17 protein-coding genes are annotated in these 21,285 nt (G+C 68.5%); 5 read left to right on the plus strand and 12 right to left on the minus strand.

The window, feature by feature from the left end; translation table 11 throughout:
• On the plus strand, positions 1 to 977 hold a 977-nt coding region (locus tag VGC47_05895; GenBank protein HEX9854824.1), incomplete at its 5' end, for a DUF4147 domain-containing protein.
• A gap of 51 nt (positions 978 to 1,028) precedes the next feature.
• Here VGC47_05895 and VGC47_05900 read toward each other — a convergent pair.
• The 12 genes from VGC47_05900 to VGC47_05955 form a co-directional block, all read right to left on the minus strand.
• Positions 1,029 to 1,580, minus strand: coding sequence for a hypothetical protein (locus tag VGC47_05900; protein ID HEX9854825.1), 552 nt, complete (start codon positions 1,578 to 1,580; stop codon positions 1,029 to 1,031).
• A gap of 102 nt (positions 1,581 to 1,682) precedes the next feature.
• A complete protein-coding gene (locus VGC47_05905) occupies positions 1,683 to 3,041 on the minus strand; it encodes a HAMP domain-containing sensor histidine kinase (protein HEX9854826.1) in 1,359 nt (452 codons plus the stop codon).
• Positions 3,038 to 3,724: a response regulator transcription factor gene (locus VGC47_05910; protein HEX9854827.1), complete on the minus strand. Its 687-nt coding sequence runs from the start codon at positions 3,722 to 3,724 to the stop codon at positions 3,038 to 3,040. The genes VGC47_05905 and VGC47_05910 overlap by 4 nt, the downstream gene beginning before the upstream one ends.
• Before the next feature lie 212 nt (positions 3,725 to 3,936).
• Positions 3,937 to 4,137, minus strand: coding sequence for a hypothetical protein (locus VGC47_05915; protein ID HEX9854828.1), 201 nt, complete (start codon positions 4,135 to 4,137; stop codon positions 3,937 to 3,939).
• Between the two features lie 64 nt (positions 4,138 to 4,201).
• Entirely contained in the window at positions 4,202 to 5,200 is a 999-nt protein-coding gene (locus VGC47_05920) for an ABC transporter ATP-binding protein (GenBank protein HEX9854829.1), read from the minus strand.
• A complete protein-coding gene (locus VGC47_05925) occupies positions 5,193 to 7,121 on the minus strand; it encodes a dipeptide/oligopeptide/nickel ABC transporter permease/ATP-binding protein (protein ID HEX9854830.1) in 1,929 nt (642 codons plus the stop codon). Before VGC47_05925 ends, VGC47_05920 begins: the two co-directional genes overlap by 8 nt.
• A complete protein-coding gene (locus tag VGC47_05930; protein HEX9854831.1) occupies positions 7,118 to 8,125 on the minus strand; it encodes an ABC transporter permease in 1,008 nt (335 codons plus the stop codon). Before VGC47_05930 ends, VGC47_05925 begins: the two co-directional genes overlap by 4 nt.
• An 80-nt stretch (positions 8,126 to 8,205) precedes the next feature.
• Complete coding sequence (locus tag VGC47_05935; protein ID HEX9854832.1) at positions 8,206 to 9,930, minus strand: ABC transporter substrate-binding protein; 1,725 nt, start codon at positions 9,928 to 9,930, stop codon at positions 8,206 to 8,208.
• A 99-nt stretch (positions 9,931 to 10,029) separates the two neighbouring features.
• Positions 10,030 to 12,009, minus strand: a complete 1,980-nt coding sequence (locus VGC47_05940) for a CocE/NonD family hydrolase (GenBank protein HEX9854833.1) — start codon at positions 12,007 to 12,009, stop codon at positions 10,030 to 10,032.
• Positions 12,002 to 13,303, minus strand: coding sequence for an aspartate aminotransferase family protein (locus VGC47_05945; protein HEX9854834.1), 1,302 nt, complete (start codon positions 13,301 to 13,303; stop codon positions 12,002 to 12,004). The genes VGC47_05940 and VGC47_05945 overlap by 8 nt, the downstream gene beginning before the upstream one ends.
• A gap of 288 nt (positions 13,304 to 13,591) precedes the next feature.
• Positions 13,592 to 15,460 (minus strand): S9 family peptidase, encoded by a 1,869-nt coding sequence (locus VGC47_05950; GenBank protein ID HEX9854835.1) that lies wholly within the window; start codon positions 15,458 to 15,460, stop codon positions 13,592 to 13,594.
• Positions 15,457 to 16,539: a histone deacetylase family protein gene (locus VGC47_05955; protein HEX9854836.1), complete on the minus strand. Its 1,083-nt coding sequence runs from the start codon at positions 16,537 to 16,539 to the stop codon at positions 15,457 to 15,459. The genes VGC47_05950 and VGC47_05955 overlap by 4 nt, the downstream gene beginning before the upstream one ends.
• A 66-nt stretch (positions 16,540 to 16,605) precedes the next feature.
• Here VGC47_05955 and VGC47_05960 point away from each other — a divergent pair, with 66 nt between their 5' ends.
• The 4 genes from VGC47_05960 (at position 16,606) to VGC47_05975 (ending at position 20,836) form a co-directional block, all read left to right on the plus strand.
• A complete protein-coding gene (locus tag VGC47_05960; protein ID HEX9854837.1) occupies positions 16,606 to 17,670 on the plus strand; it encodes a P1 family peptidase in 1,065 nt (354 codons plus the stop codon).
• Between the two features lie 130 nt (positions 17,671 to 17,800).
• Entirely contained in the window at positions 17,801 to 18,553 is a 753-nt protein-coding gene (locus tag VGC47_05965; protein HEX9854838.1) for a hypothetical protein, read from the plus strand.
• Positions 18,554 to 18,593: 40 nt separating this feature from the next.
• Positions 18,594 to 19,151, plus strand: coding sequence for a hypothetical protein (locus tag VGC47_05970; GenBank protein HEX9854839.1), 558 nt, complete (start codon positions 18,594 to 18,596; stop codon positions 19,149 to 19,151).
• A gap of 317 nt (positions 19,152 to 19,468) precedes the next feature.
• Positions 19,469 to 20,836, plus strand: coding sequence for a PQQ-binding-like beta-propeller repeat protein (locus tag VGC47_05975; GenBank protein ID HEX9854840.1), 1,368 nt, complete (start codon positions 19,469 to 19,471; stop codon positions 20,834 to 20,836).
• Positions 20,837 to 21,285: the final 449 nt, after the last annotated feature.

Consider the following 21,285-nt stretch of genomic DNA (forward strand, 5'->3'; position numbering starts at 1 on the left):
CCACCCCGAACGAGGAGAGCTTCGCGGCAGGGAGGCTGCTCGTGGAGCTCGCCGACAGCATGGGCGAGGAGGACCACCTCCTCGTGCTGCTCTCAGGGGGCGCCTCGTCGCTCGCCGAGGCCCCGACGGAAGGGATCTCGCTGGTCGACGTCGTCAGGGCCACCGAGATCCTCCTGGCCAGCGGGGCATCCATCGAGGCGGTCAACGCGGTACGGGGCGCCATGTCGCGGCTCAAGGGAGGAGGTCTGGCGGCGCTGGCGCAACCCGCCGAGGTGACGACGCTGGCGATCTCGGACGTCGTCGGCTCCGATCCGGGAGCCATCGGGTCGGGACCCACGGTTGCCGGTCGCAGTAAGCGAGCCCTCGACGTCCTGGCGAACCTCCGCGAGGTCCTGCCTCGATCGGTCGTGCAGGCGGTCCTGGCCGACCATGCCGTGAGCCCGACGCCCGGTGAGTACCACGTGCTCGCCGACGGCGGCACCGCCGCCGAGGCGGCCGCCGCGGCAGCGCGGCGCGACGGCAGCCCGGCGAGGGTCGTCACCACCGGGCTGACCGGCGAAGCCGCACTCGTGGCGCCACGGGTCGTCGAGGACCTCACTCGGCGAGGCGGCGACGGGATCTTCGTCTACGCCGGGGAGACCACGGTGACGCTCGACGGCCGGGGACGGGGCGGACGAAACCAAGAGGCCGCCCTGGCGGCCGCCCTCGCACTCGACGGGCAGGACGGCATGACGTTCCTGGCAGCCGGGACAGATGGGATCGACGGCCCGACCGAAAACGCCGGGGCGGTCGTGGACGGGACGTCGGCAGCCGTCATGCGCGCCGCGGGCGTCGACCCGATGGAGGCCCTGGAAAACCACGACTCCGCCTGCGCACATGAATCCGCAGGGACGGCGGTCATCACCGGCCCCACCGGCACGAACGTCGGCGACCTGTGGCTCGTCCACCGGGAGCCGGACGCGAGGACGCCCACCTGAAACCGGTGGGCGTCCCGCGGCGAGATCGAGGCGGAGGGAAGGCGCCTGGGATCAGGCGCTCGAGCTCGATTCGACGGACTCTGCGTCTTCGCTTTCGTCTGCGCCGCCCCACCAGCCATGCCGGCCGCCCAGCCCCGGGTGAGGAGCGAGCTCGCCGAGCTCCTCGACGGTCAGCTCGCCGTCCTCGAGGAACTCTGCGGCTGGGCCCTCCGGGTCACGTAGCGGATGGTCGTCCGGCAGCGACGCCAGCTCTTCTGCGTCGATCACGCCGTCGTCGAGCATGCCGCGCAACCCGAAGATCCCGTGGCCTCGCCAGAACCGGCCGGGACGGCTCGCCCGAAGCTCCTCGAACTTCTCCGCTAGGGCGTCGGCGACGGCGTCCGCCTGATCCTGCGTGATCACTCCGTCCTCGACCAGGCCGGAGAGGACGTCATCGAGAAGCCGCCCCCTCTCCTCCGTCGCGGGTACTTCAGTCGTAGAGGTCGAGTCGTCGGTCGACGGGTCCTGGGCCGCTGCGCTCGAGGTGCGACTCACCGCGGCGGCGGTGAAGGCGCCGAGCACGAGCACCCCGGCGGCGGCGAGCGCTGCGAATATTTTGCGCATCTGCTGCTCCTTTCGAGTGGATCGATTCGAAGTCATCCTCGGGCAACCGTATGGGGCCGTCATGAGGATGGAATGAGAAGATCCTGAGAATCCCGCGCGAGGTCAGCGGGCGACGGTGGGAAGCTCGAAACCGACGAGGGCGCCCCCTCCGGGGGCCTCGTCGGCGAACACGGTGCCCCCATGCGCCTCGGCGAACTGCTGGACGATCGAAAGGCCGAGGCCCGATCCAAGCGTGGCGCGCGCCGCGTCCGCGCGGTAGAAGCGGTCGAACACCCTGGCCTTGTCCTCGGGCGGGATACCCGGTCCGTGGTCCCGCACGGCGACCCTCCCGCCGCCAACCGTGACGACGATCGGCTCCCCCTCCGGGCTCCACTTGATGGCATTGTCGAGGAGGTTGGAGACCGCCCTGTCGAGCCTGGTCGGCCGCACTTCGACCACAGCCGGCGAGGCGGTGACGTCGATCGCATGCCCGAACCTGCGCCGGAAGCGATCGACGACGTCCGCTACCGCCTCGTCGAGGTGGACGCTCTCGACGGCCTCCTCGGCCTCCGAGTCCGTCGCCAAATCGATCAGCTCGGACGCCAGCGCGGAGAGCTGCTCGATCTCGAACTTGAGGTCTTCGACGAGCACTGAGCGCTCCTGCGGCTCCATGTCGGCGCGCTTGGCGAGCACTTCGATGTTCGTGCGCAGCGCCGTGAGTGGCGTACGCAGCTCGTGACCGGCGTCACGAACCAGACGATGCTGCTGGCTCCTCGACCGCTGCAACGCCTCGAGCATCGAGTTGAAGCTCGCCGCAAGCCTTCCGAGCTCGTCCTGCCTGGCGACGGGGATCCTGGCGGCGAGCTCCTGGGTCGCCGCGACGTGCTCGGCGGCATCCGTGAGGGCGGCCACCGGACGCAGTGCACTGCGAGCCACGGCCAGACCGAGACCGGCGGCGATGACGGCGCCGAGGACGCCTGCCCACAGGAGCGCGGTGCGCACGCCGACGAGGGACGCATCGACCTCGTCGAGCGATCGGGCGAGCTGGAGGGCGACTCCGTCGCGCACCGGCTCCGTGATCATCCGCACCGACCCCTGGGCGGTGGCGACGGTCCGCACCGTCCTGGCGCCCTCGCCACCCGCCACCGCGACGTCCAGGTCGTCGACCGGCAGGCGGGAATCCACGCCCCTCGGGACGAGGACCTGGCCGTCCGCCAGCACGACCTGGGCATACAACGCATCGAAGCCCCTGTCCGACCGGCCGAGCGGCTCCCCGGGACCTAAGAAGCGAACCGCTCTCGACGGCAGCCCGCGGACGTCGCCTCCGGTGCTCGTGATGAGGGAAACCCTGTCGACGAGACTCTCGTCGACCTCCTGGATGAGCTGGCGGCGTGTGAGGTAGAAGAGGATCGAAGCCGCCAGCACAACGGCGAGCGCCACCGCAACCGCCGATATCACGGCAAGACGGCCCCGCAGGCTCATGGGCGCTCCCTGGCGACATAGCCGATCCCGCGCACCGTGTGGACGAGACGAGGGGCACCATCGGCTTCGAGCTTGCGACGGATGTAGCCGATGTAGACGTCGAGCGAGTTCGATGTCGTACCGAAGTCGTAGCCCCAGATGCGCTCGCAGATCGTGTCCCGCGACAGGACGATGCCTGCGTTCTCGACGAGCAGCTCGAGCAGGTCGAACTCGGTCTTCGTGAGATGGACCGGCTCGCCGGAACGGCTGACGGTGCGAGCGTCAGGGTCGAGCAGCAGATCGCCGACACGGACGGCGCCGGGGTGCGCGCCCGTCGCCCGCCTCAGGAGCGCCCTCACCCTGGCGAGGAGCTCCTCGAGGGCGAACGGCTTCACCAGGTAGTCGTCGGCGCCTGCGTCGAGGCCCGCCACCCGGTCGGACACTTCCTGGCGGGCCGTCAGGATGAGTATCGGGATGTCGATGCCCTTCGCCCTCATCCTGCGGCATGCCTCGAGCCCGTCGACGTGAGGCATCATGACGTCGAGCACGACGAGGTGAGGCGGGTCGTTGAGCACGACCGAGAGGGCCTCGGCGCCATCGCGGGCGGTGGCCACGTCGTAGCCCTCGAACGAGAGCGCCCTCTCCAGTGCGTCGCGGATCGATCGATCGTCCTCGACGACGAGGATCCGTTCCCGCTCACTCATACCGCAACGCCTCCGTGGGTGACATGCGCGCCGCCCCGCAGCCCGATACAAGCCTGCCACGGCTGGTGCCGGCGGCGGCCGTCGCACCGGTCACGGTGGTGACCATCACGCACGGATCTGAGAGCTTGGTGAGAATCGGTGGGAGGTGTGACGGATCCGTCGGCGGCACGCCGCCAGTCTTCCAGCAACGGGATGCCGTCGGAAGCAGCCCCTCAGGCCGTGTCCGGCCTCACGTCGCGCCCGCGGACCCTGGGGAACTTGACCGGCGAGTGCTGGTGGCACGTCGCCTTGCGGTTGTACCGCGAGAGCACCGTGTCGCAGCCGCGAGCCACGCACACTCGGACGCCGTCGATGGCCTTGGGAGCGCGGCGCCTCGTGGCGAGTCTGTGGCCGACGATGCGTTCTTCTGCCATAGGGGCAGTATCAGTACCCGGAGGTAAGGCACGCGTAAACGCGGTGTTTTGGGCTGGCGAAGAGTCAGCTCTCGCCGCGCACGAGCAGGCAGGCGGCTGCGTGGCCCGCTCCGACCTCGTAGAGCACCGGATCGACCGCCCGGCACTCGTCGAACGCCTTGGGGCACCGCGGATGGAACCGGCACCCGCTCGGGATCCGGCTCGGGTCGGGGGTCTCGCCGTCGAGGATGATCCTGACGCGGTCGGGGTCGGCGTGCGGCACGGGGACGACGGACAGCAGTGCCTCGGTGTATGGGTGACGCGGCGCCCTGAGCACCTCCGCCGTCTGCCCGATCTCGACGATCCGCCCGAGGTACATCACCGCAATCCGGTTCGAGAAGGCCGCCACCGTCGACATGTCGTGAGTGATCATGAGGATGGCGATTCCCTGCTGGCGCGCCAGGCCGGCGAGCAGGTTGAGGATCTCGGCGCGGATCGAGACGTCGAGCATCGAGACCGGCTCGTCGGCGATCAGGACCTCGGGCTCCAACACCAAGGCGCCCGCGATGACGACCCGCTGGCGCTGCCCACCGGACAGCTCGTGAGGACGACGCCCGACGTACAGCCCGGCCGGCTTCAAGCCTGAGCGCTCCAGCGCCGCATGGACGCGGGTGCGCTCGTCGGCCGAGTCGGCTGCGACCTTGTGGACGCGCAACGGCTCGGCAACGATCTCTCCGATCGTCATCCTGGGGTTGAGCGACTCGTAGGGGTCCTGAAACACCATCTGGACGCGGCGCCGCATCTCCCTGAGGTGGCGCGCCTTGGCGCCTGACAGTTCGATGTCGCCGACGGTCACCGACCCACCGGTCGGCGTGAGCATTCCCATCACGAGATTGGCGGTCGTCGTCTTCCCGCACCCGGACTCGCCGACGACGGCCACGACCTCTCCCGCCGAGACATCGAGGTCGATGCCGTCGACCGCCGTCACCTGCCGCGAAGGAACCCTGCGGATGATCTCGGAGAGGCTGCGGTGGATCGGGAACGACTTGCGCACGCCATTGAGCGACACGGCCGTCTCACGCATCGGCGGCCTCCTTGGGACGCGCCGGGTCGACGAGGAAGCACGCAACCTCGGATCCTGAGGCGACGACGTACGCCGGGGGCCGCTCGACCTGGCACCGGCCGAATGCTGCAGGGCATCGGGGCGCGAACCGGCAGCCGGGCGGCAGATCGTCGAGCCGGGGAGGAGCACCCGGGATCGACACGAGCGCCTTGTCGGTGTCGTCGACGTCCGGGAATGCCTCGAGGAGCAGCTTGGTGTACGGGTGCTGCGGGTTGGCGAAGACCTCTGAGACGCTCCCCTGCTCCGCCACGATCCCCCCGTACATCACCACGATCCTGTCACACGACTCGGCGACGAGCCCGAGGTCGTGGGTGATCAGGGCGACTGCCATGCCGAGGCGGTGTTGCAGCGAGACGAGCAGCGCCATGATCTGGGCCTGGACCATGACGTCGAGCGCCGTCGTCGGCTCGTCGGCGACCACCACGACGGGATCGCAGGCCAGGGCGAGCGCGATCATGGCGCGCTGGCGCATGCCGCCGGACAGCTCGTGGGCGTATGCATCGACCCGGTCGCCGGGCATCCCCACGAGCTCGAGGAGCTCTCGGGCCCTCGCCTCGGCGGCACGAGGCGATGCCTTCTCGTCGTGGAGGCGGATCGCTTCCTCGATCTGGTCCCCGATCGTCCGAACCGGGTTCAAGGCGTTCATCGCACCCTGGAACACGACGGACAACTCCGCCCAACGGAGCTTGCGGAGATCGTCGGCACCCATGCGGACGATGTCCTCACCTTCGTAGAGGACCTCGCCGGCCGTCACCCTTCCGCCCGGGGCGAGCAGGCGCAGGGCTCCCAGCATCATCGTGGTCTTGCCGCAGCCGGACTCGCCGACGATGCCAACCGCCTCGCCGCGGCGGATGTCGACGGAGACGCCGTCGACTGCAACGAGAGGCGCCTCCTCGTCTCCAAACTCGACCCTGAGGTCACGTATGGAGAGCGCCGCGTCCGACGGGGCGCTTTTCACTGCGAGGGGCGCCGGTGGCGAGGGCTCCGGCTCGAGGTGGTGGCGGCCGAGGCGCGGGTTCAGCAGCTCCTCGAGGGCGTTGCCGAGCAGGGTGGTCGCCAGCACGACCCACACGATGGCCAGGCCCGGTGGGATGAGGGCCCACCACGCGCCCGCCGAGACGGCGCCCCTCGCGAAGGCGAAGTTGAGCATCTGCCCCCACGAGATCACGGTCGGGTCTCCGAGGCCGATGAAGGCGAGCGTCGACTCCGAGAGGATCGCAAGCGAGATCACCAGGACGGTGTTGGCGACCATGAGGGGCAGCACCTGGGGGACGATGTGGCGACGGAGGATGTGGAAGTCACCCGCGCCGAGCGCCCTCGCCCTGAACACGAACTTGCGCTCCTTGACCGAGAGGGTCTGGGCGCGCACGAGCCGCGCCGTCGTGGTCCACCCGAGCGCTCCGATGACGATGATGATGTTCCGCAAGCTCTGCCCGACGATGGCGACGATCACGATCTGCAGTGCCAGGTCAGGTATGACGAGGAAGAAGTCCGTCACGCGCATCAGGAAGTTCCCGAGGGCGCGGCCGAAGTAGCCGGCAACGAGGCCGATGGTCCCGCCGATGAGGAGTGAGATGAAGGCGGCCGAGAACCCGACGATCAGCGAGACCCTGCTCCCGTACACGAGCGCCGAGAGGACGTCCTTTCCTGCGTCGTCCGTGCCGAGCAGGTGCGCCGACGACGGCTCGGCGTAGATGTCGTCGATGCTGACCCTGACGGGCTCGTATGGGTCGGTAGGGGCGAGCAGCGGGGCGAAGATCGCCACCGCGACCGCCAAGGTGAGCATGATGACGCCGATGAGGCCGAGGCGATTCCCGAGGAGCGCCTTGAGCCTTATCCCACCGGTGATCGGAGCGGGCAACGGTTCGAGGCCGATCGTCATGCTTCCACCACCCTCGGATCGAGGCGCATGTAGACGAGCTCGGCGACCAGGTTGGCGACCACGACCGAGACCGCCAACAGCAGGAACGCCCCCTGGAGCACGGGGAAGTCTCTCTGGTTGACGGCGCTCACGGTGAGGGCGCCGAGCCCCGGCCACGAGAACACGGTCTCGACTTGGATCGCCCCCGAGACGGTGAACCCCAGGTTGAGAGCGATCAGGGTGACGATCGGGAGCATGGCGTTGCGGAGGGCGTGGTCGCGGATGATCTGTGCCGTCGTGAGTCCCTTCGCCTTGGCGGTGAGGATGTAGTCCTCGCTGAAGACCTCGACCACCGACGAGCGCATGATGAGCATGTACTCGCCGAGGAGTACCAGCGTGAAGGTCAGCGTCGGCAATGCCAAGTGGGTGACGATGTCGACCGCCGTCTCGAGGACGTTGGCGTGCTCGGCGCCGATGGTCACTCTGCCTGCGGTCGGAAATCCGAGCCACCTGCTACCGACGAACAAGAGGATGATCCCCAGGAAGAACGTCGGAAGCGACCACATGAACAAGGAGAACGAGAGGGCCCCCACGTCGATCTTCGTGCCGCGCTTCCACGCCGCCACGAGCCCGAGGACGATCCCGGCGAGAATGGCGAGCACCTGAGCAGGCAGTATCAGCCAGAGGGTGTTGACCAGGGCACGGCTGATGAGACTGCCCACCGACTGGTCGCGGAAGGCGTAGGAGGTTCCGAGATCGCCGTTCGCCAGTGAACCGATGTAGCGGAAGTACTGCGAGTCGAAGACGTCGCCACCATCGAGATTGAGGAACGCCGGTTTGTCGAGCCCGAATCGCTCTTCGAGAGCGGCGACGCGTTCCGGGCTCAAGCGAGGGTCCTTCAGGCCCGATTTGGCCGGGTCCCCCGGGAGCACGCGGAACAGGAAGAAGTTGAACGTGATCACGACGGCCACGGTGACGATGGCCCACATCACCTTGCGGACCATGAGTCGCATGCGGCTCTGCACTTGTCTCGCCTCCTCGACCTGCCGTGGCGTGGGCAACGGTTCCCGGGGGCGGGCGACCCACCCCCGGGAACCGACTCATCTCATCCTGCGGGCCGGATCGCGTTGAGTGACGAGGGATCCTCGAGAGCCAGCCGCGACGCCGATGTCATCCATCCGGTGAACCTGTCGGTCCGGAATGCCTGTGTCTCCTGCTGGTAGTACGGGACGATGTATGGCACTTCGTCCCACAGGATCTGTTGCATCTCCCAGATGATCTCCCGACGCCGCTCCGGGTCGGTCTCGATCGACTGCTCGTCGTACAGGGCGTCGTAGTCGGTGTTGCAGTACCCGGTCTCCGAGAAGCCGCTGTCGATCTCGGAGCAGAGCGCCGCGCCGAGCAGGAACCCGGGATCGGGATCCGAGCCCCAGCCCCAGATGATGACGTCGAAGTCGAATGTCGGGCAGCAAACGGAGGTGAGCGTGTCCGGGTCGAGGCCTTGGATCTCGACCTGGACGCCCGCCTCCCCCCACCAGCCGGACAGCAGTTCGGCGAGGCGCGGCGCGGTGTCGATGTCGTCGGCGTAGTTGAGCCGCAGCGTCAGGTCGTCGCATTCCTGGTCGGCCGTGCACTCGCGCACCCCGTCGCCGTCCGAGTCCACGTACCCGGCGGCCTCGAGCATCGACGACGCCGTGGCGATGTCGAACGGGTAGTCGACGATCGACGAGTTGAAGAACTCTCCGAGACCGGTGGGCGTCAAGGTGATGCCCGGCTCCGCCAGCCCGAGCTCGAGGACGTCGATGAGCTGCTGCTTGTCGACCGCATGGGCCAGCGCCTTGCGCACTTCGATGTCGCGAAGCGCCGGATGACCGCTGCACACCCCGTCGTCGGGTGGGCACATCTCCGGGTCGACCATGTTGAAGATGATGTCACGGAGGCTCGGGGCGACGGGATCTCCGATGGCGACCTCGACGTTGGCGGCGCCCTCGAGGGCGCTGATCGCCGTGTTCGGGAACTCCGTGATCATGTCGGCGTCGCCGTTGATCAGTGCCTGCACCCTCGCATCCGAGTTGTCGAACGTCTGGAAGATCACCTCGTCGACGTTCGGGGCACCGTTCCAGTACTCGGCGTTGGCGTCGAGACGCACGAACTCACCCTGGCGGTACTCGGCCATCTTGAACGAGCCGGTACCGATCATGTCCGTGTTCTCGAACGCCACCGGGTCGGCTTCCGCCTCCCAGATGTGCTTGGGGAGCACGTAGATGAAGACCATCCGCGACTCGAAGTTGCCGATTGGGTCGGGCGTCGTGATCGTCAGGGTCGTCGGGTCGGGCGCCTCGATCGTCTCGAACACGTCGGGGTATGCGGGCAAGAACGGGAAGTCCTCGGTGTCCCGGTAGAGCTCGAGGGTGTACTTGATGTCCTCGCTCGTGAGGGGGGTCCCGTCGTGGAAGACGGCGTTGTCGACGATGTCGAGCGTCCACGTCAACCCGTCGTCGCTCACCGACCACGAGCTGGCCAGCTCCGGGACGTAGTTGCCGTCGAGGTCGAGGCCGATCGGGGTGTCGTACAAGATCTCATAGAGCGCGTACGCCTCGGCGAGCACACCGTTGCCGGGATTGAGGCTGTCCGGGGAGCCTCCCCATCCGATGCGGACCGTCCCCCCGGTGGCGTCCGACGGCGGCGCCGTGGTCGCCGTCCCGTCTCCCGGGGACTCGGTCGTCTCTGTCGGCGCCGACGTCGTGGTCTCCTCCGTCGTGTCGCCGCAGGCCGCCGCGATGACGGCCAGGACGCCGAGCATCACGAGAATGCGTTTCCAGCTAGCCATGTCTTTCCTTTCCACCGGGCTTGTGCCAGGCGTGGTGGTGCCTGAGCCCGTTCGCTCTTCTCTTCGAGAGCGGCGGCGCGCATCCCGGCGACGGGTTCGTCACGACCATGTCCGCTCCAGTGTCTCTCTCCATGTGCGAGTCCACACGTCGTTGCCGTCGTGCGCCGCCCGCAGGTCGATGTCCAAGTGGAAGCTCTTCTCGTCCGAGGTGAGAGACACGTCTGCCGCAACCTCGGTCTGCCAGCCGGGCCTCCCGAGACCGATCCTCACGTCGGAGCGTGCCGACGCCTCAGCCGGCTCCGCCGAATCGACGCTCGTCGTCACCGACTGGTCCCACGAGTAGACAAGGTCGCCGCGTTCGGGCTGGGTCTCTCGGTTGTGCACCTGGCGGCGGATGGTGACTCGGGTCCCGGACGAGTCGCGGCGCCACGACTGATGGTGGGCCGCTTCCGTAACGGGGGAGGGCGCAGGCGAGCCCTGCCGCACCGGCGTCTCCACCCTCCGGCGCTCGTTCGGCACGACGGGGAGGCGCAGCACCGAGCCGTCGTGGATCGTGATGGCGACGCGACGAGGCGAAGGCCAGGCGATCGGGAAGTCGGAGCCCGCCACGCTCAGTCGCAGCCGGCTGCCCACTCCGAGCACGGCCGACGTGTTCCGGAGCTCGAGACGCGCCGGGAACGGCTCGTCGACCGGCTCGGGCGATGGGTGGGCCGATCCGAAGCGGTGGGAGAGGTTGAGGAGGCCCCTGGTGACGAGGTGGGAGACCCCGTCGGGCGCCACCTCGCACAGGCGAGCGGCGAGGCGCCCGCCACGGGCGTCGACCGACACGACCGCCTCGAGCACGACGCTGCCCAGAATCTCGAGCGGCTCGTCGAGGGGCTCCGTCTCGTAGACGAGGGATGCGTCGTCGTCTCCGGACTGGTCGAGGGCTCCCCAGCCGCCCAGGTCCCAGAACGGCGCAGCACTGCCGACGATCGCCGAGCCGTCCCATGTCCGCATGTCTCCACCCCCGGGGGCGGTGCCGAGCCCGCCATCCGCCAGGTGCAGCACCACCTCGGCGGCGCCGGCGACGGGCCATGAGGTTTCGGCTCGCCACACGCCCGTCACCGAGCCGTCGGCGGGCGCACCAGGGGGCGCGGTGCGCACGAACACTCGCATGAACGGGTCGTCGTCGACCCCGTTCGAGTCGTCCCGCAGCCACCGGCCGAACCAGCGTTCCAGCTCGGCGAAGTGGTCGAGCGTCGGACCCGGCTCGCCCGTCGCCGGGCGGAAGTGGCCCCAGGGCCCGACGATGACTCGCCGCTCGGCCTCGAGGTGCTCGGCGAGCGCCAGGATCCCGTCGACGTAGGGATCGAGCCATCCGCCGATGAGGAGCGTCGGGCACCGGATGGCGGTGTAGTCCTCGCACGGGGAGCCGTGCTCCCAGAAGGCGTCCCTCTCCTGCCTGGCGATCCAGTCGGGCAGCCACTGCGGCGTCTGCTCGAGGCGCTCGAGCCATTGGTCCATCCAACCCGCCCCCACGATGTCCGGGTCCGGCGGGAGGGCGTTCGTGGCGAGCATGCCGACCGGCCAGTCGACCTGCTCGTGGCAGTGCAGCGCGCCCCCCACGTAGTGCACGTCGCACGCGAAACGGTCGTGTGTCGCATGCATGGCCACGATCGCCTGCAGCTCGGGCGGGGCGAGCATCGCCGTCTGCAGCGCCGAGAAACCTCCCCACGAGATGCCCCACATCCCGATCCTGCCGCTGCACCAGTCCTGCTGAGCGAGCCAGCGAATGACGTCGACGTTGTCCTGCTGTTCGATCGGGAGGTACTCCCCCCTGCACACCCCGTCCGATGCTCCCGTGCCCCTGATGTCGATCCTGACACCGGTGAAGCCCCGGGCTGCGAGGTAGGTGAACGTCTGCCAGTCGCGTCCGAAGCAGTCGTCGTCCTTGCGGTACGGCAAGGACTCGACGATCGCCGGGAATGGACCGTCGCCGGGGGCGTCGGGCATGTACACGGTCAGCCCCAGCTCGGTGCCGTCCGCAACGGGCACCCTGACCCTCCTGTCGATCGCCACTGGGTACAACTCAGGCAATCCGCATCCTCTCGAATGCCCTGGCGGAAGCCTCGATCGTCTCTTCGACGATCTCCGGCGTGTGCTCCGTCGAGACGAACCAGCGCCCCATCGGGTATGCGTGCACGTAGACGCCTTCTGCGAGAAGCGCGTCCGTGAAGGCGACGAACCGCTCACCGTCCTGGGCAGCGAGGGCGGACTTCAGGTCGGAGACCTCGACGTCCTGATCCCCGAAGAAGAACTGGAACATCGCTCCTTCGCCGAAGCTGCGGATCGGGATCCCGGCGTCGCGCCCGGCACGCTCGACGCCGTCACGCAGCGTACGGGACCTGAGGCGTAGGTCCTCGTACATGCCGGGGCTCTCGGCGGTCACGATCTCGAGAACTGCGGCCGCCGCGGCGAGCGAGAGCGGCGAGCCGGTATAGGTTCCGCCGTGCATCACCACGTTGTCCGCCTCCAGCGCCATCACATCTCGCCTCCCCCCGAAGGCGGCAACCGGGTATCCGGAGCCGAGGGCCTTGGCGAGGGTGACGATGTCCGGCTCGGCTCGGAAGAGCTCCGTCGCACCGCCGGGCGCCACCCTGAATCCCGTCATGACCTCGTCGAGGATGAACAGCGCGTCGTGGGCGGCTGTGATCTCTCTGATGGCTCGGAGGAAGCCCGGCTGCGGCCCGATCGCCCCTGCCGAGCCCATCACGGCTTCACAGATGACGGCCGCGATCTGGCGGCCGTGCACCGCGAAGACATCTCGCAGCGCCTCGGCGTCGTTCCATGGGACGACGAGGAGGTTATCGCGGTTGTTGATCGGGATGCCGGGAGAGTCGGGCAAGCGCCTGGTCCCCTCGCCGGCGGAGTAGCCGAGGTAGTGGACGTCGGACCAGCCGTGGTAGTGGCCCTCGAACCTCACGATGACCTCGCGGCCGCGCCACGCTCGGGCGAGGCGCATCGCGGCCATCGTCGCCTCGGTGCCGCTGTTGGCGAAGCGGAGCAGCTCGACCTTCGGGACGAGCTCCGTGATCGCCCTGCCGACGGTCACGTAGTTGCGGTGGGGGAAGGCGTGGTGCGGTCCCACGGTCGAGATCTCAGCGACCACCCTCTCGGTGACCGCCTTCGGAGCGTGGCCGAGCAACAGCGCCCCGAAGCCCTGGCAATAGTCGATGAGCCGGTTCCCGTCGACATCCCACATGAGGGCGCCTTCGCCGCGTTCGATGCAGAGCTCTCGGCCGGACTTGATCCGCTGGTACGACGACTCCCCGCCCGCCACGTACTGCTTGATCTCAGCGAGGAGCCGGCGAGACTCGCCCTGTTCGATCATGGTTCGTATCCGAGGGATACGTCGGCTGCCGTATCGGCGAGGACCGTCAGCCCTCGATCCTGGAGCCGAGCCACCCTTGCCGCAGGCACGGCGACGTTCATGGCGGCGCTCACCGTCCAGGTGCCGTCCGTGACGGGCGCGTGCGGGGAGCCGGTCCGATCCTCGTTTCGATGCCTCCACCTCTCACGGCACGCGGTTCCATCTGGTGGAAACCGCATGCGTGCTCCGTGGAAAGGTAGTCGCGGCGAGGTCGGCGGGTCAACGCGCCGCGGCGGCGCACAGCCGAGGTCATGCCCCGAGCGGTGGTGGCCCGGTGTGGGAGGTCTCCGGGGGGCCCATCAGATGCCAGTCGAGGAACCGCTCGAGCCTTCTGTAGAAGTGGAGCTGCGGTCCGCGTCGCAGCAAGCCGTGCGCCTCGGTGGGATACGTCACGTACTCGTATGCCTTCCCGAGGGCCTTGAGCCTGTCGACGAGCTGCTTCGACTGCTTGGGGTGCACCCGCTCGTCCTGCTCGCCGTGAACCACGAGGATCGGCCGATCGATTCGATCGATGCGATGTATCGGCGCAGCCGCCCGGTACGCCTCCCGATTGCCACCTGGGTGGCCCATCATGCGCTCGAGGTCCTCCGCACCCCCGACGTCGCCTTGCGCCCACGACGTGAGCGGGTCGCAGTCGCCGTACTTGGCGACGCCGCATGCGAACCGGTGCGGCTCTTCGACGAGGCACGCCAGCGCCATGTACGAGCCGTACGACGCACCGAAGATGGCGATCCGGTCGCCGTCGACCCAGTCGAGCGTCTCCAGGTAGTCGGCCGCGGCCAGGCAGTCGCCCGTGTCGGTCACTCCCCACTGGCCATGGTTCGCCCGCTCGAAGTCGAAGCCGTACGACGTCGACCCGCGAAAGTTGATCGCCAGCCAGGCGTACCCCTTGTCGAGGAAGTACTGGGCGTAGCCGTCCCACTCGTCGCCGTAGTGCGACGTCGGTCCACCGTGGGGATATACGACGGCGCCGACCGGGCCCTCGTCCGCCATGGCGGGACGAAACAAGAAGGCCGGGATCATCATGCCGTCACGCGACGGGAACCAGACGTGCTCCGGGGACACGTGTGGAGCGGCAGCCACCGATGCAGGAGTGCCGTCGACGAGAACGGTGACCCCTCCCCCCGGCACGACCACGACGATGCGCGGGGCGATGGCGTGGCTCTCGTGCGAGGCGACGATGGCACCGCTGGGGAGCCATCCAGGTGAGCCCCACACCCCCCCGTCCGCCACGACCTCGACCTCCCCTGATAGCGCGTCGACCACGACGAGGGCGTCGACGCCCTCATTGGTCAGCACGGCTGCGATGCGCTCCCCTCCCGGGTGCCACGCCATCGCCGAGAAGTCGGCGCTTGCGCTCGTGAGCCTGCGTTCGTTCGCCCCGTCCGCTCCGACGAGATGGATCTGGCGGCGACCGCTGCGCTCCGAGACGAAGGCGACGGTGGAGCCGTCGGGGCTGACGGCTGGTCCGTGGTCGGCGAGCCCCGGCGAACCGCTCACCGTCCGCTCCTCACCGGTCGCCAGGACCACCACCCGTATGTCGCGCCGCTTCCTGTCGTCGGGAGGGGAGTGCGTGAAGGCCACCAGCCCACCGGCGACCGACGGTTCGCTCGGCTCGGAATCGCCGGAGGTGATCGGCCTCGGCCATGGGTCGTGGATGTCGACGACCGCCAGCCGAGTGCGCCCGGCGCCGTCCACCAGAGCGAGGAGGTGGTCGGCGTCGATCCACACGGGGCTGTGGCCTGCGACGAGCCGGACCGGGGGCCCGCCCGCCCTCCGGGCCACCTCGACGTGACCACGGTCGCTGTAGGCGACGAACTTCCCGTCGGGAGACCACACCGGCCGGGTGTCCTCCCAATACGGGGCCGGGTCGCGATGGGTCGTGAGAGGCGCGGCTGCGCCACCGTCGACGGCGACCATCCAAACGTCGGAGGCGGCGTCATCCTGGATGTACCCGATGAGCGACCCGTCCGGCGAGACGGCAGGGTCGCGAGGACGCCGGGTGGCGGCCACCGCCTCCATCCTCCAGTGCGGTGGGGGCTGCAGATCCTTCCTCTCCTGCGATGGCACCGCCCCGTGCTCGTCGGCACCGACCCAGAATCCGTCCGGCTCTCTCATGATCCTCCTCGCCCTGACTCGTATCCCGCCAACGTGCCGACGACCAACCCGCCGAGGGTCTCCAGGTGGTAACCGCCCTCCTGGACGAACACCGTCGGAACGCCGAGCCCGGAGATCATCGCGCCTGCCCGGCGATATCCATCACCCGTGATACGCAGCGGGCTCTCCGGATCGTCGACGGCGGCGTCGACTCCGAGCGACACGACGACAGCCGCCGGGCGGTGCGACTCCGCCGCCAGACAGATTCGCTCGACGGCGGCGAGCCACACGTCGTCTGCGCTGCCGGGCGGCACGGGGAAGTTGTGGTTGGCACCTGCGCCATCGCCGACGCCAGCCTCGGTTGAGAACCCGGCGAAGTGCGGGAACCACCCTGCGGCGGGGTCGACGTGCACCGACCCGTAGAACACGTCGCCCCTCTCATAGAAGATGTGCTGGGTGCCGTTGCCATGGTGGGCGTCGATGTCGACGATCGCCACCGGCCCCGCCACCCGGGCGAGCGCCGCGGCCGCCGCCGCCGCGCTGTTGAGGTAGCACGACCCGCCGTAGAACGATCGGCCGGCGTGGTGCCCCGGCGGCCGGCACAGGGCGTAGGCGCCGGGTGCTCCTTCCGTGACGACGTCGACGGCAGTGAGGGCGGTGTCGACGGCGGCGATGGCGGCACGGTGGGTGCCCGGTCCGATGAGCGTCGTGGTGTCCATGGCGAACCATCCGGCCTTCGCCCCCGGCGACCACGGAACCCGGTTCGTGGCGACGACGCCGGGGATCGGAAATGCGTAGGGCACGACGCGGTCCTGACCCGGGTCTTCGAGGTAGCCGCTCGCCTCCCACTCCCCCCAAATCGACGCCATGTAGTCGAGCAGCGCTCGGTCGTGGATCTCGGCGAGCACCGAGTCGTCATGGGGCGTTGCCTCGACGAGTGGTGAGCCGGCGGCGGCGACGGCGTCGCGGATGGCATCGGCCCGCTTCGGGACGTCGGTTCCCTCGATCCTGACGCCCACCCACACCTCGCCACCGGGCACGTGGAGGCGGTGGACGTCGGACCAGATCGTCGCCATGTCGAGGCGCTCGGCGGAGGTCATCGCACCAGTTCGGGAAGGGGCGCGCAATCTATGCTCGCCTGGCATCTGCGGTCAACAGGAGGATTCGTGACTCGGCCAAGGCTCCGGGACCTCGGCATCAGCGTCGGCCGGCTCGAACCGGGAGACGGCAACGCCATCACGGACGTACCCGGGGTCCTCGTCGGTCACGCCACCGTGATCGCCGACGAGCCGAGGACGGCGCGAACGGGCGTCACGATGATCGTCCCTCGAGGCGGGGACATCTGGGAGAACTACGCCTTCTGCGGAGTCCACGTCTTCAACGGGAACGGCGAGATGACCGGCATCCCGTGGATCGAGGAGTCCGGGCTGCTGGGCTCGGCCATCGGGCTCACGAACACCCACCAAGTCGGGATCGTCAGGGACGAGCTCGTCCGATACTCCGTCGAGCATGGCCACGTCGATGCCTTCATCCTTCCTGTCGTTGCCGAGACTTGGGACGGCCACCTCAACGACATCGACGCCTTCCATGTGACGGCGAAGCACGCTCGTGCAGCGCTCACGAGCGCCGCCCCCGGCGCAGTCGCCGAGGGAGGGGTCGGCGGGGGCACCGGCATGGTGTGCCACGAGTTCAAGGGAGGGATCGGGACGAGCTCCCGGGTCGCCGAGTCCCCGGCGGGGACCTGGACCGTGGGCGCGCTTGTGCAGGCCAACTACGGGAGCCGCCAAGACCTGCGGATCGACGGCGTGCCTGTCGGGCGCGAGATCGGCCTCGACGAGGTTCCCGGCCCGGGGGGCAAAGACGCCAAGGGCTCGATCATCGTCGTCTTGGCGACCGACGCTCCCCTGCTTCCCGTCCAGTGCAAGCGCCTGGCCAGAAGGGCGACGGTCGGCCTGGCGCGCACCGGCGGCTACGGCCACGACGGGAGTGGCGACCTCTTCCTCGCCTTCGCGACAGGAAACGAGGTCCCCGCCGGGGGCGACGGAACGTGGCCGCTGGCGATGGTGCGGCACGCACACATGGACCCGCTGTTCCTGGCTGCCTCGGAGGCGGTCGAGGAGGCAATCCTCAACGCCCTGTGCCGCGCCGAGACGATGGATGGCCACCTCGGCGTGGCGCACGCGATTCCGGTCGAAAGACTCGCCGAGGTGATGGCGCGCTACGGCAGGTGAGCCGTCCCGGGTTCGGGGCAGGCTCATGAAACGTGTGGCGCGCCGTTTCGCTTGCTAAAAAGGCCATCTGATGAACGAGGAAGCGGGTCGAGGCCATTCAGTAGCGGCTCCAGCGGGCCGAAGATCTCCCATGCAGCGAGGACGAGCGATCACCCGGACGCTCGGGGCGGATCAGGCCGTTCGCAACAGGCCGTTCACGTCGCCGTCCCTGTACGGGCGCGACCTCACGATCCTCGGGTACATCCTCGAGGACCTCCGCACCCTCGTCGGCGAGGCCCGCAGAGGGGTCGTCACGGTTGCCGCCCACTCCCCGGTCGAGTGGACGGTCCACGGCCTGCGCCGGCGGACCATCGTCTGCGAGCTCGAACCGCTTGCCCGCGGGACGACGCTGTGCGTGGTCGGCTTCTTCGGGGATCGCCACCCGGACCGCGACCTGCAGCCGCTCGAGGATGCCAATGCCGACATCGTCCTGGAGTTCCGCAACTTCCCGGGGATCCTGAGCTACTCGTCGATGGAGCTCCCGGACGGAAACTGGGCGAACCTGGTGCTCCACGACGTTCCCGAGTCCAGCGAGCGCTGGCGTCAGGGCGAGCGCCACGCCAGGGCGTCGACCGAGCTGGCACCGCAGTACTACCGGTCGGTGCGGATCCACACCGGGACGCTTCCCGGCGGGGTCGTCGGCACCCGCCCAATCGAGCTGAGCCGCACGAAGTACTGGGACTTCACGTCGCCCCGGCCGTGGCAAGCGGTGCGCGAGCTGAGCCAGCCGATCGTCCCGAGGCCCGTCACCGCCCCCACCCGGCCCGCCGGTCGAGTGCCATCCATCGTCGCGCCGGCAACGGGCACCCTCGCTGAACCGAAGGGCGCACGTCGGCGTATCTGATGTCGCGGGCATGTGCCCGCGACGACGTGGAGGTTGAACCATGAAACGAACGAGCATGTTCGCCGTCGCCGTCGCCCTGGCGGTCGCCTCGTGCGGAGGCGACGACGGAGGCACCACCACGGCGCCGCCGCCCGATACGACGACGGCCACTCCGACGACGACGGCAGAGCCCGGCACCACGACTGCGCCCCCCAGCGAAACTACGACAACCGTGGCCGCCACCACGACGACCGCCGGCGAGACGACCACGACGGCGGCCGCCGGATCAGAGATCGTCGTCGCCGAAACCGCCCTCGGCCAGATCCTCGCGGACGGGGACGGATTCACGCTCTACATCTACACACCCGACGACGCCGGAGGTGTGGCGACCTGCACCGGAGCCTGCGCAGCAACCTGGCCGGCCGTGGCGGCGGCATCGGCCGGAGCAGGCGTCGAAGCCAGCCTCCTGGGTACGACGAGTGACGGGCTCCAGGCCACCTACAACGGGTGGCCGCTGTACTACTACGCCTTGGACGGCGCCGCCGGCGACACGGGCGGGCAGGGGGTCGGAGGCGTGTGGTACGTCATGGACGCCACGGGAGCGCCCGTCACCGGATGAACCCGCTGATCGGTCCGGACGAGTCCGGTCTCGACGCTGATCATGACGGGATCGGATGCGATGACAATCCTCCGTGGAGACCGTGATCGTCGGAGTGGATGTTGGTCGGTGAAGGAAGCGAGGTTGAACCGGACGTCCCTGAGCCTTTGGAGATGGTTGTCGCTCGACATTTCTCGGCGATCGCTCAGTAGGCGCTAGGGCGCGATCTTGGCACGCCGATCCTGAACGATGAAGGCACCGCCGAAGGTGCATTTGACATTCGGTTCGATGACGCGTCGCCACCGGTGGCGATGGAGATCACCTACTGTCGCGAGTTGATGAGGCGCTTCGTGGTCCTGGCGGGCACCGTGCTGATCTTGGGGGCGTGCACTGGTTCCGCGACGGCGCCGTCACCGGCAACGCCGGATTTCGTTGACGTGCCTGTCGTAGATGACGGGTTCGAGCTGCCGTTTCATCCGTCAGGCCCAAACGATGGAAGACGATCGTCGCTGGTTGCGCTCGACGCAGAGACGGGGCGCATTGTCTGGGAGAACGAGATGCCCTTCGGGGGGTGGGCATATGTGTTGCCGGTGACCGGCGGCGTCGTCTTTGCCTGTGGATGCCAGCTCGGGAGCGTTTCCGTCCTTGCGGGTGTCGAGTCCAGCGGAGCGGCGCAGTGGATGATCCGAACCGACAACTGGGGGGTACGTGAAGTAGTCGCCGATGACGACACGATGATCGCTGCACTGACCGACGGCGACGACACGACTCTGGCTGGGATCGACGCGACGACCGGGTCGGTCCTGTGGTCGATCGACTCGGATGTATCGACGTTCGGTGACCTGCCGGGGCTGGCGATCGTCAACCGGACGGTGATCGTCGTGGAGGGAGACTCGACTGTTCGTGGATTGCGAGCACGCGATGGCACCGAGTTGTGGCGATCCGAGGCCACCGAGTCTGCCGGTCCTCCGTTTGTCGACGGCGATCGGGTCCTTGTCCCTACGAATGGTGGCGTGTCCGAGGTCGACATGGAAACTGGCGACATGCGCGAGGTGATAGCGCCGCCCGGCGCGGACACGGACCCTCGCATCGGTGCGGTGATGGTCAGGTCGGGCGCGTTGATCGGGGTCCGGGCATACAACGCCGCCGAGCCAAGGCGTCACCTCATCGGCGTCTTCGACCTGGATGCGGGAGGTGCGATCTGGACGAGGTATCTGGGTGAGCGACGACACACGGTGTGGGGATCTGAGATCGTGGTGTCCGGACCAGCATTCGGAAGCCCAGGGAGAATCCTCAGATCCTGGGACATCGCCACCGGAAAGCGGCTGTGGAGAATCGACACGAAGCAGCGAGACGCCATCCCGGCGCAACTCGTAACAGCAGTTGGCACGACCACGTTCGCGGTGATCGAGGGACACCTTGGAGCAATCGACGCGTCTGGGTCCTTCGTCTGGTCCATGAAGACGCCTCCCGACGCGGCGATGGTCTCAATCGTCGACTCGACACTCATCGTGCCCGGCCCCTCCGATGACTGTGCATCACCGGAATCGACGGGAGAGATCACGGCGCTCAACCCCGCTGATGGAGCAGTCAAATGGCAGACATGCATGTCGTATCCGGTCCGGTACACGAGCCCAGGCGGCCCGGTCGAGCAGGCCGGGCAGCTCGTCTTCTTCACGGGCTATACCGAACTCGCCGAGGCGTGACCCAGGAAGGCGTTGTGACGCTCGTCGACGGATCGCCGGTCGCCATCGACAAGACGGCCACGCTCGGCCCCACAACCTCCTCTGAGTCCAAATCCGAACGATCAACGTTGCTCATGGGAGCGTCGTTCGTGCGGTGCGCCCTCAGGTCGTTCCCGTTCGCTGTTGAAGGTTGAGCTGTGCGAAACCGACTGGTCCGGTCTCGCCCTCTGAGCATGTTGAACGGCCGGTACGACGGACTCGAGGCGCGCCGTGCAGCTGGGCAGAGGTTCGCTTGGGCGCCGACGTGTCCCGACTCCCATGAAGGGTGGCTCAGGAGCGGAGGGCCTCCCCCACGAGGCGCCCGTCGTCGTCGACGATGGGGATGGGGGAGTCTCCGAAGAAGGCGGCCACGTCTGCCAGGGCGTCGACGCTGTCGATGAGCTGCACCGTCGGCGCCGGAATGACGTGGT

This window comes from Acidimicrobiia bacterium (genome assembly GCA_036396535.1).
Lineage (GTDB): Bacteria > Actinomycetota > Acidimicrobiia > Spongiisociales > UBA5794 > DASWKR01.